General features: G+C 65.6%; 13 protein-coding genes and 1 pseudogene. 5 read left to right on the forward strand and 9 right to left on the reverse strand.

Annotated features, from left to right (window positions below; all coding sequences use genetic code 11):
* Nucleotides 1-124 precede the first annotated feature (124 nt).
* Both VL973_RS08915 and aat read left to right on the forward strand, forming a co-directional pair.
* Nucleotides 125-856 carry a ParA family protein gene (locus VL973_RS08915; protein ID WP_325283671.1) on the forward strand — a complete coding sequence of 244 codons (732 nt, stop codon included), beginning with the start codon at nt 125-127 and terminating at the stop codon, nt 854-856.
* Nucleotides 853-1602 (forward strand): leucyl/phenylalanyl-tRNA--protein transferase, encoded by a 750-nt coding sequence (gene aat / locus VL973_RS08920; RefSeq protein ID WP_325283672.1) that lies wholly within the window; start codon nt 853-855, stop codon nt 1600-1602. Before VL973_RS08915 ends, aat begins: the two co-directional genes overlap by 4 nt.
* 35 nt (nt 1603-1637) lie before the next feature.
* Here the strand turns inward: aat and VL973_RS08925 are convergent.
* From VL973_RS08925 to VL973_RS08950, 6 genes and pseudogenes are all read right to left on the reverse strand, one after another.
* Nucleotides 1638-1871, reverse strand: a pseudogene (locus tag VL973_RS08925) (DUF2155 domain-containing protein); the annotation flags it as partial.
* Between the two features lie 230 nt (nt 1872-2101).
* Entirely contained in the window at nt 2102-2488 is a 387-nt protein-coding gene (locus VL973_RS08930) for an NADH:ubiquinone oxidoreductase subunit NDUFA12 (RefSeq protein WP_325283673.1), read from the reverse strand.
* Nucleotides 2489-2551: 63 nt separating this feature from the next.
* Nucleotides 2552-3211 carry a DUF1013 domain-containing protein gene (locus VL973_RS08935; RefSeq protein WP_325283674.1) on the reverse strand — a complete coding sequence of 220 codons (660 nt, stop codon included), beginning with the start codon at nt 3209-3211 and terminating at the stop codon, nt 2552-2554.
* 117 nt (nt 3212-3328) lie between these two features.
* On the reverse strand, nt 3329-4351 hold the full coding sequence (locus VL973_RS08940) for a glycosyltransferase family 4 protein (RefSeq protein ID WP_325283675.1): 1023 nt from the start codon (nt 4349-4351) through the stop codon (nt 3329-3331).
* A 23-nt stretch (nt 4352-4374) separates the two neighbouring features.
* A complete protein-coding gene (locus VL973_RS08945; RefSeq protein WP_325283676.1) occupies nt 4375-5247 on the reverse strand; it encodes a UDP-2,3-diacylglucosamine diphosphatase in 873 nt (290 codons plus the stop codon).
* Nucleotides 5248-5341: 94 nt separating this feature from the next.
* On the reverse strand, nt 5342-6322 hold the full coding sequence (locus tag VL973_RS08950) for an NAD(P)H-quinone oxidoreductase (protein ID WP_325283683.1): 981 nt from the start codon (nt 6320-6322) through the stop codon (nt 5342-5344).
* A 96-nt stretch (nt 6323-6418) separates the two neighbouring features.
* Between VL973_RS08950 and VL973_RS08955 the strand changes: the two genes are divergently transcribed.
* Nucleotides 6419-6616: a DUF1192 domain-containing protein gene (locus VL973_RS08955; RefSeq protein WP_325283677.1), complete on the forward strand. Its 198-nt coding sequence runs from the start codon at nt 6419-6421 to the stop codon at nt 6614-6616.
* A 139-nt stretch (nt 6617-6755) separates the two neighbouring features.
* Nucleotides 6756-9083 (forward strand): ATP-dependent Clp protease ATP-binding subunit ClpA, encoded by a 2328-nt coding sequence (gene clpA / locus VL973_RS08960; protein ID WP_325283678.1) that lies wholly within the window; start codon nt 6756-6758, stop codon nt 9081-9083.
* 43 nt (nt 9084-9126) lie between these two features.
* Here the strand turns inward: clpA and VL973_RS08965 are convergent, their stop codons facing one another.
* The 3 genes from VL973_RS08965 to VL973_RS08975 form a co-directional block, all read right to left on the reverse strand.
* On the reverse strand, nt 9127-9876 hold the full coding sequence (locus VL973_RS08965; RefSeq protein WP_325283679.1) for a TorF family putative porin: 750 nt from the start codon (nt 9874-9876) through the stop codon (nt 9127-9129).
* The gene (locus tag VL973_RS08970; protein WP_325283680.1) at nt 9869-10282 is read right to left on the reverse strand and encodes a hypothetical protein; all 414 of its coding nucleotides are present in this window, start codon (nt 10280-10282) and stop codon (nt 9869-9871) included. Before VL973_RS08970 ends, VL973_RS08965 begins: the two co-directional genes overlap by 8 nt.
* Nucleotides 10283-10399: 117 nt before the next feature.
* Entirely contained in the window at nt 10400-12370 is a 1971-nt protein-coding gene (locus VL973_RS08975) for a glycoside hydrolase family 127 protein (protein WP_325283681.1), read from the reverse strand.
* 171 nt (nt 12371-12541) lie between these two features.
* On the opposite strand from VL973_RS08975, the gene VL973_RS08980 reads away from it, so the two are divergent.
* On the forward strand, nt 12542-14225 hold a 1684-nt coding region (locus VL973_RS08980), incomplete at its 3' end, for a glycoside hydrolase family 2 TIM barrel-domain containing protein (protein WP_325283682.1).

A 14225-nucleotide genomic window follows, 5' to 3' on the forward strand; every position in this document is an offset into this window, starting at 1 on the left:
GCACGGGTGAACCACGAACGGGGTCGGCGGGCACAGGCTCGCCGACCCTTTTTTGCACGCCTCACCCTTGCATGGCGCGCGCCGGACAGGCAGCTTTGATCCTGGCAGCTAAGGACGGAAAAACGTGGCGGTAATCGCGGTCTACAGCCTTAAGGGCGGCGTGGGTAAGACGACGCTGTCGGTCAACCTCGCCTGGTGCGCGGCCCATGCATCGGCGCGCCGGACGCTGTTATGGGATCTCGACCCGCAAGCTGCATCGACATGGCTGATGGCGGGCGACAGCAAGCCGCGCGACCAGGCGCAGGCGATCTTCACCAAGGATATCGAGGCCGAACGCCTGATCCGAACGACCCCGTTCGAGCGCATCGACCTGATCGGCGCCGACGCCTCGCTTCGCAGCCTCGATCGGGTGTTCCACGAACTCGACAAGAAGAAACGCCTCGCCAAGCTCGTCTCGACGCTGGACAAGGCATATGAACGGCTGATCCTCGATTGCCCGCCCGGCCTGACCGAAACGAGCGAACAGGTGATGCGCGCCGCCGACCTGATCGTCGTGCCGGTCATCCCGTCCCCATTGTCGACCCGCGCCTTCGATGAAGTCGTCGCGCATCTGGATGGCAAGCGGGGCAAGGTGCCGTTGTTGCCCGTGCACGCCATGGTCGATCGCCGCCGGAAACTCCATGCGGAGGCGATCGCCGCCCAGCCCGACTGGCCGGTGATCCCGATGGCCAGCCTGGTCGAATCGATGGCGGCGCGACGCGCACCCGTCGGCAGCTTCGCCCCGCGCAGCGCCGCGGCAAAGGCGTTCGGCGATCTGTGGCAGGCGATCGAACGGCGCCTGTCAAAGGCGGCATGACCCGGCGGCTGTCCCTTTATCAGCAACTTGATCCCGAACTGGTGCTGCGCGCCTATGCGATGGGCGTGTTCCCGATGGCCGACCACCGCGACGCCCCCGGCGTTTACTGGGTCGAACCACGGATGCGCGGCGTGCTGCCCCTCGACGGGTTTCGCCTGTCCCGCTCGCTAAGAAAAACGATCGCCCGCGACCGGTTTCGCGTCACCGTCAACCAGGCGTTCGACGCGATCATCGCGCTATGCGGCGAAAGCGCCGCAGACCGGCCGGAGACGTGGATCAACCCGACCATCGCTCACGCCTTTGCCCGGTTGCACCAGATGGGGTTCGCCCATTCGGTCGAATGCTGGGATGGCGATCGGCTGGCGGGCGGGCTTTACGGGCTGGCGCTGGGCCGCGCCTTTTTCGGCGAGAGCATGGTCAGCCGTGCAACCGATGCGTCGAAAGTTGCCCTCGCCTGGCTGGTCGCGCGGCTGCGCGTCGGCGGGTTCACGCTGCTCGACTGCCAGTTCCAGACCGACCATCTGCGATCGATGGGCGCGATCGAGATCCGGCGCGACGCCTATATGGCGTTGTTGAGCGATTCGCTGGGACCGTCGGCGGCCGGGCTGCTTTCGGGCGGCGCGGTCGTGACCGGCGCGTTCGATGCGCTCGACCGGCGCGGCGTCGGCGCCCCCTTGGCAGCGGGCGCGACATCGGCGCCGCCCTCCGGAAAGGACATTGTGCAGCTTTTGACCCAGACGTCATAAATCGGGTGCTGCACGACGTTGAGCGACGGCCGCTCCTTGTAGAGCCAGCCGGAAAAGGCGCGGCGCCAGCGACGATCGAAACCCTGTGCGTCGACCTGGACAAAGGCGCCGGTATATTGCTCCGGCTCCCACGGGCCGGTCCGCTCGCACGCACGCAGCCGCACGACGACATTGCCCGCCCGCACTGCCTGTCCGGGCTTGAGCGTCAGGTCCCGGCTTTCGCCATTGCGCTTGTTGAGCAGGCCCAGCACCGCGACACGCTCGGCCATTGGCGTCACGCCCCGGGTCACGACGGTCGCGCTTTCAGCGACGGCCACCACATCGCCAGCAGCGGACGGCGGAGCCGATGGGTCTTGGGAAGATGGCAGCGTGGCGTTGGGCAGCGGCGCACTGCCGGGCGCAGGGGGACGGCCGTCACGCCATGCAGCGAAACCGAACCAGCCGCCCAGCGCGATCAGCACCGCCAGCGCGATCGCGCCGATCCACTTGGCTCGGGGGCTCACGCCTCGGGCGACCACGCCTCGTAGTCGCCGGTCGCACGGATGCGCTCACCGCCCTTTTCCAACGTGCCGGGCGGGCGATAGGCCAGTGCCGTGCCGGTCATGTTCGGCATTGCCGGCTGTTGCCAGACGCGGTGCGGCGGCAGGGCACGGTCGGGAACGTCGTCGATCTGGTGATGCAGCCAGCTGAACCACTCCGGCGGCACGCCGCTGGCATCATTCGACGCTTTGTAAATGACCCAGCGGCGCGGGCGACCGGCCGTATCCTTGCCGCCCTGCCAATAGACATTGCCCTGATCGTCGGCGCCGACGCGCGTCTTGCCGCGCAGCCCCGCCAGCGTGCCGATGGTGGCGCCATTCCACCAAGTGAAGATGTTCAGACCCATGACCAGCCCTTTACGGTGCGGCGACGATGCTGGCAACGCGCGGCACGCCACGCATTGTCGAAATCAACGGCGGAACGGATCCTCGAACAGCGGACGCTCTTCGCTTTCCTCGCCCGCGCGCGAAGCGGCCTCGCGCTCCGCCCGCAGTTGTTCGAGCAACGCCTCGCGGTCCCCCTCCAGCCGGGTGTCCTGCACTTCCTCGATCCCCGCGGCCTTGGCGGCCTTGGATACCAGCGCGTCGAGTTCACGCTGTGAACACAGGCCCAGCGTCACGGGGTCCTTGGGCGTGATGTTGCCGATGTTCCAGTGCGTGCGGTCGCGGATCGCCGCGATGGTCGTGCGCGTCGTGCCGATCAGCTTGGAAATCGCGCCGTCCGACACTTCGGGATGGTTGCGGATGATCCATGCGATGCCGTCGGGCTTGTCCTGACGCTTGCTGACCGGCGTATAACGCGGCCCCTTGGTCCGGCGAACCTGATCCGGCCCCTTCAGGATGCGTAGGCGGTAATCGGGGTCCTGCTGACCCTTTTCGATTTCCTCCATCGTCAGTTCGTGCGCGCGAACCGGATCGCGACCGGTCAGCTTGGCCGCCGCCGTATCGTCGGCGATGGCCTGAACCTCAAGAATGTGAAGACCGCAGAAATCGGCGATCTGCTCGAACGAGAGCGCGGTATTGTCGACCAGCCAGGAGGCGGTCGCGTGCGGCATGAGCGGCTGAGCCACGGTGTCGATCTCCGAAAACCTGATCGGCTTTGAAACAATAAGGGCCACCCCTTCCGGGGTGACCGCTGAACATGCCCGACTTAATGCAGCGGCCGGCAAAGGGCAAGCCGCCGCGGTTCAGGCCGCCACGGCGTTGCGGTGGATGGGCACCAGCGCCCCCAGGAATTGCGCCGCGCTCGCTTCCCAGGTGAAACCGCGGCCATAAACGGCACAGGCCACCCGGTCACGCGTCAACGCCAGCGCGATGGCGGTGTCCAGATCCTCGTCCATCGCCCCCACCTGTTCGGTCAGCACGTCGATCGGACCCGTCACCGGATAGGCCGCGACCGGCGTCCCGCACGCCAGCGCCTCGATCATCACCAGTCCGAACGTGTCGGTGCGACTGGGAAAGACGAACACATCGGCCGCGCGATAGCATTGCGCCAGTTCGTCGCCGAAGCGCGCGCCCATGAAGCAGACATCGGGGTAGGCGGCTTCCAGTTGCGCCCGCGCCGGACCGTCGCCGACCACGACCTTCGTGCCCGGTCGGGACGTTCGAAGAAACGCCTCCAGATTCTTTTCGACCGCGACGCGCCCGACATAAAGCTGGACCGGCCCGGCAAGCCCCGCCATTTCGGGATGCCGCACGACGCCGGGGTGAAAGCGCGTCAGGTCGACCCCGCGCCCCCAATGGCTGACCCGGCCCAGGCCATGTTCACCCAGTGTCCGGCGGATCGACGGGGTCGATGCCAGCACGGTGCGCGCGGGCGCGTGAAACCAGCGGATGTAGCGCCATATCCATTCGGCCGGGACGCCCGACCGGGCGGAGACATAATCGGGAAACTGCGTGTGATAGGCGGTGGTAAAGGGATAGCCCTGTCGCAGGCACCAGCGTCGCGCCGCGACGCACACCGGGCCTTCGGTGGCCAGATGCACCGCGTCGGGCGCGAAATCCTCGATCAACTGGCCTACCGTCGCGGTTCGCACCATCGCCAGCCGAATCTCGGGATAGGTCGGGCATGGCAGCGAATAAAACAGATCGGGTGAGATGACCCGCACGATATGTCCCTGCCGCTCCAGCACGTCGCGGACCGATTTGAGCGTGCGGACGACGCCGTTGACCTGCGGCGCCCAGGCGTCGGTGACGATCGCGATCCGCATCGCTGGAAAAGGCGCGGCGGCGATCAGGCGGCCACGCGCGCCACCGCGGCGCTTTCCAGCGCCTCGCGTGCCTTCATCTCGTCACCCCAATGCAGGATTTCCATGCGGCCATCCTCATGTTCGACCAGCGCGGTGCAGCCCTCCACCCAGTCGCCATCGTTATAATAGTCGATTGCCTCGATCTTGCGATAGTCGGCGGTGTGAATATGACCGGCAATGACGCCGTCGACGCCGCGCAGCGCGGCTTCGTGCGCGACGATCTCCTCGAACTTGGAAATGAACTCGACGGCGTTCTTGACCTTGTGCTTGGCGTATTTGCTGAGCGACCAATAGGGCAGGTTCATCGCCCGGCGCCATCCGTTGACCCAGCGGTTGAGCAGCATCATCAGGTGGTAGGCCGCGTCCCCCGCATGGGCCAGCCAGCGATGCGACAGCGTGATCGCGTCGAACTCGTCACCATGCAGCACCAGCAGGCGGCGGCCATCGGCGGTGGTGTGGATCGCCTGTCGCTTGATCTTGACCCCGCCAAAATTCAGCCCGGTGAACTGGCGGAACATTTCGTCATGATTGCCGGGAATATAGATGATGTCGGTGCCACGCTTGGCGCGTTTCAGGATGCGCCACACGATGTCGTTGTGCGTCGAGGGCCAGTAGAACTTCTTCTTGAGCTGCCAGCCGTCAAAGATATCGCCGACCAGATACATGGTTTCGCTGTCGACATGGTCGAGGAAGTCGATCAGCATTTCCGCGTTGCAGCCCCGCGTGCCCAGATGCACGTCGCTGATCCACACGGTGCGATACCGGCGGCGTTCGACCCCTTCGCGCTCGGGCACATGGGGCCGCGTCGCGGCGATATCGGAAAGAACGTCGAACGGAAGCTGCGTGACAGTGCCCATGGCATTTTCCCCGGCAAGCCCTTGGCTGGCCGACACATGCCGGAACTTTGTTACAATGATTCGGCGCGTGCGTTACGCCATTGTCATATCCGTCTCAGTCGATCGTCAGCACGATCTTGCCGACATGATCGCCGGCCTCCATCCGGCGATGCCCGTCGGCCGCCGCGGCCAGCGGAAAGCACGCGTCGATCACCGGCGCCAGCAGCCCCTGCTCGACATGCGGCCAGACATGGTGCGCCAGTTCATCGGCGACCATCGATTTGAACTGCGCGTCGCGCGGGCGCAATGTCGAGCCGGTCAGCGTCAGGCGGCGGCGCATGATGTCGAAGATCGGAATCGTCGCCTCGGTCCCGCGCTGCACCGCGATCGAGACATGGCGCCCGTCCTCGCCCAGGCATTTCAGGTTGCGCGGCAGGTAATCGCCGCCGACCATGTCGAGCACGACCTGAACCCCCCGCCCGCCGGTCAGGTCGCGCACGACCTCGACAAAATCCTGCTCGCGGTAGTTGATCGCGTGAGCGGCGCCCAGATCGAGCGCGGCCTTGCATTTGGCGTCGCTGCCCGCCGTCACGATAACCGTCAGGCCGAACAGGTTGCCCAGCGCGATCGCCATCGTGCCGATGCCGCTGGTCCCGCCATGCACCAGCACGGTGTCGCCATCGCCCGCGAAACCGCGCTCGAACAGGTTGGTCCACACGGTGAACAGCGTTTCAGGCATCGCGGCGGCCTGCACCATCGACAGGCATTCGGGCACCGGCAGGCATTGCCCGGCGGGCGCAACGCAATATTCGGCATAGCCGCCGCCGGCGACCAGCGCACAAACCGGCTGGCCCAGCATCACATCCACCACGCCTTCGCCCACGGCGACGACGGTGCCCGCCACTTCCAGGCCGGGGATCGACGGCGCGCCCGGTGGCGGCGGATAACCGCCCTGGCGCTGGAGCACATCGGGCCGGTTGACCCCCGCGGCGGCGACGCGGATCAGCACTTCACCCTCTTCCGGCCGCGGCACCGGCCGTTCGACCGGTTCGAGCACGTCCGGCCCGCCCGCGCTTGCCGGATCAATTGCACGCATCGTCACCGGAATATCCATCGACCGCCCCGCCCATTCAGATCGTGGTAAACCGGGCGCTTATTGACATCCCGGCAGCGGCGGTCAACGTTTGACGTCATGGAGGCCGACGACAATCTACCGCGTCAGCAGGGCGACCTGCTCACCCGATTGAGACAGCAGGACCTGGACCCGCTGTCGGTCGCCGAGTTGCAGGCGCGGATCGACGCGCTGGAGGTCGAGGTGACGCGCGTGCGTATGCACATGGAACGGGCCGGCACGCACCGCGCCAGCGCCGAGGCGCTGTTTCGCCGATGACGATCGGGCGGTGGCGCGCCCGTCAGTCGCGGGTTCGGCCGGGCGCTTGCCAAGGTCACTTGCGCGCGGCGTGTTCAGTCCCGACATTGCCCTTACGGGTCGCGAGTCCCCAAGCGGCCCCACCGGAGTAGTTTCCCAAATGCCGTCCTTTGCATCCGCACTCGAATCCACGCTGCACAAGGCGCTGGAGGCCGCATCCGCGCGTCGCCATGAATATGCGACGCTGGAACATCTGCTGCTGGCGCTGATCGATGACGAACATGCCTCGAAAGTGATGAGCGCGTGCGGCGTCGATCTCGGCGAACTGAAAACCACCGTCGCCCATTATCTCGACACTGAGCTTGAGGCGCTGAAGGTGGAGGCCGTGACCGATCCGTCGCCGACCAGCGGGTTCCAGCGCGTGGTCCAGCGCGCGATCCTGCATGTTCAGTCGTCGGGCCGCGACGAAGTGACCGGCGCCAATGTGCTGGTGGCGCTGTTCAGCGAACGTGAAAGCTATGCCGTTTATTTCCTGCAGCAGCAGGATATGAGCCGCCTGGATGCCGTCAGCTATATCAGCCACGGCGTCGGCAAGGGCGCATCGCCCGCCGAACCGCGCGACGTGAAGGGCGCCGAGGAGGGAAAGGCACCGGCCAAGCCCGGCGACAAGAACCAGAAGGGCGAAAGCGCGCTCAAGCAGTTCTGCGTCGACCTGAATGAAAAGGCCAAGTCGGGCAAGGTCGACCCGCTGATCGGGCGCGGACCAGAGGTCGACCGCACGGTCCAGATCCTGTGCCGCCGGTCCAAGAACAACCCGCTTTATGTCGGCGATCCCGGCGTCGGCAAAACCGCCATCGCCGAGGGGCTGGCGCGCAAGATTGTCGAGGGCGACGTGCCAGAGGTGCTGCTGCCCGCGGTCATCTATTCGCTCGACATGGGCGCGCTGCTCGCCGGCACGCGTTATCGCGGCGATTTCGAGGAACGGCTGAAGCAGGTCGTGAACGAGCTGGAAAAGCTGCCCCACGCGGTGCTGTTCATCGATGAGATTCACACTGTCATCGGCGCGGGCGCGACCAGCGGCGGGGCGATGGATGCATCCAACCTGCTGAAACCGGCGCTGTCGGGCGGCACGATCCGTTGCATCGGATCGACCACCTACAAGGAGTTTCGCAATCATTTCGAAAAGGACCGCGCGCTGCTGCGCCGGTTCCAGAAGATCGACGTCAACGAACCGACGGTCGAGGATACGATCAAGATCCTCTCCGGCCTTCGCTCGGCGTTCGAGGAGCATCATTCGGTCAAATACACCCCCGATTCGATCAAGTCGGCGGTCGAACTGTCGGCGCGCTACATCAACGACCGTAAACTGCCCGACAAGGCGATCGACGTGATCGACGAAGTGGGCGCGATGCAGATGCTGGTGCCGCCGTCGAAGCGGAAAAAGATCATCACCCCCAAGGAGATCGAACTGGTCATCGCGACCATGGCCCGCATCCCGCCAAAGACGGTTTCGACCGACGACACGCGTGTGCTGGCCAATCTTGAAACCGACCTGAAGCGCGTGGTGTTCGGACAGGACGACGCGATCGGCGTGCTGTCGTCGGCGATCAAGCTGAGCCGCGCTGGACTTCGCGATCCTGACAAGCCGATCGGCAATTACCTGTTCAGCGGCCCCACCGGCGTCGGCAAGACCGAAGTCGCGCGCCAGCTGGCCGAAATCCTGGGCATCCCGCTCCAGCGGTTCGACATGTCCGAATATATGGAACGCCATTCGGTCAGCCGGCTGATCGGCGCGCCGCCGGGCTATGTCGGCTATGACCAGGGCGGCCTGTTGACCGATGCGGTCGATCAGAACCCGCACAGCGTGCTGCTGCTGGACGAGATCGAGAAGGCGCATCCCGACCTGTTCAACATCCTGTTGCAGGTGATGGACAACGGCAAGCTGACGGACCACCACGGCAAGACCGTCGATTTCCGCAACACCATCCTCATCATGACCACCAATGCCGGTGCATCGGACATGGCGCGTGAATCGATCGGCTTTGGCGAAATCGCGCGGGAGGATGTGCAGGAAGAAGCGGTGAAGAAGCTCTTCACGCCGGAGTTCCGCAACCGCCTCGATGCGATCGTGCCGTTCGGCTACCTTCCGCCCGCCGTCGTCGCGCGCGTGGTCGACAAGTTCATCCTGCAACTGGAGCTGCAACTCGCCGATCGCGGCGTGCATATCCGGCTGGATGATGAGGCCAAGAGCTGGCTGACCGAACGCGGCTACGACAAGCTGTATGGCGCGCGCCCGATGGGCCGTTTGATCCAGGAAAAGATCAAGCAGCCGCTGGCCGAGGAACTGTTGTTCGGCAAGCTGGTCCATGGTGGCGAGGTTTCGGTCAAGCTCAAGGACAATGCGCTGTCGTTCGAGATCGTGCCCGCCCCGCCCAAAAAGGCGAAGCGCAAGGGCGGCAGAAAGTCGGAAGCGGCCAAGGCCGAGTGACAATGACGGGCGGCGCGTCGCGGGACGCGCCGCCCCTTTTCGGTCAGAAGAAGATGACCGCGTGCGCCGTTAGCCGGTCGCCTGCATCGTCCAGGTCGGCCAGCGGCGATGTGGCGACCGCATCGGTATCGATATCGGTCCCCGAATAACGCAGCCCCAGCGCCAGCGGCCCAAAGCGCCGCTCGACGCGCACGCCCCAGTCGACATAGCTGTCCCCACCGGGTCGCAGCCGCGCGGCCCGCACCTGGTCATCGGTAGAACCCGATGTCCGCCCGACATGCGCCGATATGTCGATGCCTGTGCCCGGCAGCCCCGCCCCGGCGCGCGCCTGAACATACAGATTGTCGCCGCCGATGGCATCCTGCGCCGGGGCATAGCTGGCACCCAGATCAAGCTGCAACGGCCCGAGCGCATAGCCCAGCATTGCGTCGATTTCGGCATAATCGGCATCCCCGCGTGCCCCGGCAAAGAAATGCCCGGTCGCCCCGCCCGTCAGACTAAGGCCGCTGGAAAGGGGCAGCGTATAGCTGATCGACCCGTCAAACACCGCGTCAGCGCCGTCGTGGCGGATCGCGCCGCGCGTCGTCGTGGCACGCGCGTCGACACGCAACCCCGCGACCGGCACCGACACGATGGCGTCGAGCGCCGGATCGCCGTCGCTCCAGCTCAGGCCGCGACGGCGATGATCGGTGGTCGCCTCGACCGATCCGGTCGGGCGCCACAGATCCTGTGCCGCCGCCTCGCTGGCGATCATGCCAAGCGCGGCGGCGGCAAACCAGCGCAACTCAACCATTCGGGCGCAACGCGTCGAGTTCGGCAAGCAGGGTCGCGCGGTCGGCCTCTGCCGCGGCGATCAGCCGGTCGCGAACGGCCGGCGTGCGCCGCGCCACTTCGGCCTCGATCGCGGGACGCGCGGTGTCGCATGCGCCGGGATGCGTCCCCGACAGCGACCGATCGGACGCGACCGGACGCGACGACGCGGCGGCCCCGTCCAGCGCACGCTCAACGGTGATCGCCGCCGTCCAGCGGCAGATCTGGCGCGAAGGCCGGTTGGGCAGATGCGCGCCACGCGTGCGCGTATCGAGCGCGACCCGCGCACGATAGGTCGCGGCAACGTCTGCCCCGCGATGCGCCACCGTCACGCGATGCTCGATTGCCTCGCCCAGCGCGAACGCCGCGAGTGACAGGAATATGGACATCTGTTCCTCCTCTCTTTTCTGGTCGTTGGACTTGTTCCTGCGGATTGCCGGCTTTGGCCGGTCAACCAGTCCAATCGCCGAGAGGCGGTTCAGGTTGCAAGCAAATCCCGCATTGCGTCAGGCACGCGCCGACGGGGCAAGCTGCCAATATGTCGCGTACCGCTCATGCGCGATCCGGTGATAAGGGATCAGCCGGACCGGCTCGCCCGAGCTGGATGGAACGGTGAACTCCAACGGCCGCGCGCCTGGTCGAATTGCGGCCACCAGTGCCTCCGGCTCACCCGCCAGAACCGGCACGTCGATGGGCGTGTTGTTATACTCGCCATATTTTCGTTCGTTGATGATGACGTCCGAACCGGGCGTCAGCCCCGCCCGCCCCAGCGCCCCGGCCAGCACCAGCGGACCATAAGTGAACGCGACGATATCAGGCGCGGCGGGCGCGCTTTCGGCCGCAACCGCCATGGTCAGGCGCAGTTCCACCCGGTCGCCGTCCCGCCACATACGCGCCACGTCCAGATAGCGGCCCGGCACGCTCGATCGCATCATTTCGGCCCCGTTGACCAGCACGACCGCCTGCTCGCTCCAGTGCGGATGGCGCAGCTTGAGCGTCGCCGCCGTCGGCCGTCGCGACGCCCAGCGCAGTTGCGTGACCGGCGCATCCGGAAAACGCGTCTCCTGCGTCACCACCGCATCCTTGTCGGTCCAGCGCACCGACGACGGCACGAAAAGATTGACGTAAAGCGCGTCGTCATCGCGGAAATAGATCGAATCGCGATATTTGACGTGGTTCTCCATGCCGGTGCCGGTGCAGCACCAGAACGAGTCCTCGGGCGTGTGATACAGCTTCATGTAACCCGGCCGCGCGCCCTGGAAATAGGTCGCCATGCCGCTGTCGGGATCCTGCGACGCCAGGATGCCGTTATACAGCGTCCGCTCGTAATAATCGGCATAGGCCGCCTGCGGATCGTGCAGGAACAACGCCCGCGTCAGCTTGAGCATATTGTGCTGGCAGCAGGTTTCGGACCCCTTGGCCGAAAACACCTTGTCGCGGAAATCCGCCATTGCGAAGAAATGCTCGTTCTCGCCATGCCCGCCGGTCGCGAACGACCGGGTCAGCGCAACGGTGCGCCAGAAAAACTCCGACGCATCGCGATATTCGGGCTTGCCCGTCGCTTCCCATACACGCTGATAACCGATGATCTTGGGCAGTTGCGTGTTGGCGTGCATCCCGTCCAGATGATCGCGCTCGCGCACCAGCGGCGCCAGCACCGCCTTTTGCGCGAAGCGTTCGGCGAGGCGGAGATAATCGGCATTACCGGTCATATCGTGCAGGTCGACCAGCACTTCGCTCATGCCGCCATGTTCTGTTTCCAGCATCGTCTCAAACGCGGCATCGTCCAGCGGGCGCGTTGCGACCACCGCCCAGTCGGCGAAGCGCAGCAGCACCGCGCGGCATTTCGCGCTGTCGGCCAGCACCGCGCCGTCGCGCAGCCCGGCATAGACCTTGTGCAGCGTATACCATGGCACGCCGGTGATCTTTTCGCCGCGCAGATGCGCCGCCAGCAGGCGCGGGCCGTCGGGAAAGGCACAGACAAGACCGCTGTCCGCCGCGTCCTGACATGCCGCCAGTTCGTCGGCGATATAGTCGATGCGCCGCTTGTATTCGGCATTCTTGGTCGAGCGCCACGCAAGCGCGCAACCCGACAGATAATGGCCCAGCGTGTGGCCATGACAATTGATCTCGGCCCAGGTCGGCTCCGATTCCCAGCCGCCATAAACCGCCGCCTTGGGCTTCAGCCCGGCATTGACGCGGAAATTGTGCAGCATCCGGTCGGGTTCGAGCGCCATCAGATAGGCCTCGGTCCTGCGCTGTGCGTGCAGGAACGGGCTTTCAAGCAAGGTCACGTCGGCGAGGTCGAACGGCTGCAATCGCGGGCGCGTCGCCGCCCCGCCCGGCGCGGCCTGTGCCTGCCGCGACATGGCATGAACCGGCGATGCGGCGCCGAGCGATCCGGCAAGCAGCCCGCCGACCCCGACCGTGGTCAGGAACGTCCGACGCGAAGCAGGCGGGCAACAGGGGCTGGTCATCGAAATCGCTCTCCGGATATTTTGTCAGAGTAAATCTATCATGCCATGTCCGGTGTTGAAAAGATGACTTTTGCGACGATGGGCGCTGCAATCACATAATGTCCGACCAATTTGGTTGCGAACCTTCGGCACATCGTCAATAATGGTCTGACAATCATGGGGGAGAATGTGATGCTCGGTCGACTGCAATATGGTTGGCGCACCGCCAGGGCGCTTTACCCCGTCGCACTCGCGATCGACGCACGCTCGGTCGGCACCGCCGCGCTGATTGCCGGCGTCGCCGTCATTTCCCCTGCTCATGCACAGCGCGCCCGCGTATCGATCAACGACGGATGGAAGTTTCAGAAGCGTGATCCAACGGGCGTCACCGCCGATCTGCGCTATGAAGTGCTGCCCGAACTCAAGCTGCGGCCCGATGGCGCCGATTTCGACGCCGGGGCGATGGAAGGGTCGGACACCACCGTCCGCAAGGGCGTGCTTCGCCCCTATATCCTGCCCAGCGCCAATGACCTGATCCGCGACCCGGCAAAGCGGCACGCGCGCCCGGCGGGCAATCCCGGCGGCGATGTGCCCTATGTCGCGGCCGGTTTCGACGACAGCGGCTGGCAATCGGTGACGCTGCCGCACGACTGGGCGATTGCCGGGCCGTTCATTCAGGATGGCCCCTATGGCGGGATGGGCCGCCTGCCCAGCTGGGGTATCGGCTGGTATCGCAAGATGCTGGACATTCCCGCGTCCGACCGGGGAAAGTCGGTGTTCCTCGATGTCGACGGGGCCATGTCCTATGCCACGGTGTGGCTGAACGGAAAACTCGTCGGCGGCTGGCCCTATGGCTATAATTCCTGGCGGCTCGACCTGACGCCGCATATCGTGCCGGGCGGCAAGAACCAGCTGGCCATCCGCCTCGACAACCCGATGGAATCGTCGCGCTGGTATCCCGGCGGCGGCATTTATCGCAACGTCTGGCTGACCACCACGGACCCGGTTCATGTCGCGCATTGGGGCACCAAGGTCACGACACCCAATGTGTCGAAGGACTCCGCGCAGGTCGACCTGGCGCTGACGGTCGAGAATCTCGGCAAGGCGGCGGCAAATGTCGTTGCCGAGACCGAGATTTTCGCGATCGACGGCAACGATCGCCGCCTTGGCAACGCCGTCGCGCGGATTGCCCCGGCCACGATCGCGGTGGCGGCCGACGGCAAGGCCAGCGTCAACGGCTCGACCACCATCGCCAAGCCGCGCCTGTGGGGTCCGCCGCCCAACCAGACGCCCAACCGCTATGTCGCCGTCACCACGCTGCGACAAGGCGGGCGTGTCGTCGACACCTATGAAACGCGCTTCGGCGTGCGCTCGCTGGAATTCGATCCGGCGCGCGGCGTGATCGTCAATGGCGAACATGTGATGCTGAACGGCGTCAACCAGCATCACGACCTGGGCGCGCTGGGCGCGGCGTGGAACGACCGCGCGGCGAAGCGCCAGCTCGATATCCTGGCCGACATGGGTGTCAACGCCCTCCGCATGGCGCACAACCCACCCGCACCCGAACTGCTCGACATGACCGACCGCATGGGCTTTCTGGTGATGGACGAGGTGTTCGACGTGTGGGAACGGCGCAAGACGCCGTTCGACACGCATCTGATCTTCAAGGACTGGCGCGAGCCGGACCTGCGCGCGATGATGCGCCGCGACTTCAACCACCCGTCGGTCATCATGTGGAGCATCGGCAACGAGGTGGGCGAGCAATATGGCGGTCGCGGCGCCGAAGTCGCGCGCGAGGTGATGGCGCTGGCGCATCAGGAGGACAAAACCCGTCCCGTCATGGGCTCGATGAACATCAGCGGGCCGGGATCGGATT

Origin of the sequence: Sphingomonas sp. (assembly GCF_035490575.1) — a bacterium.
Classification (GTDB): domain Bacteria; phylum Pseudomonadota; class Alphaproteobacteria; order Sphingomonadales; family Sphingomonadaceae; genus Sphingomonas.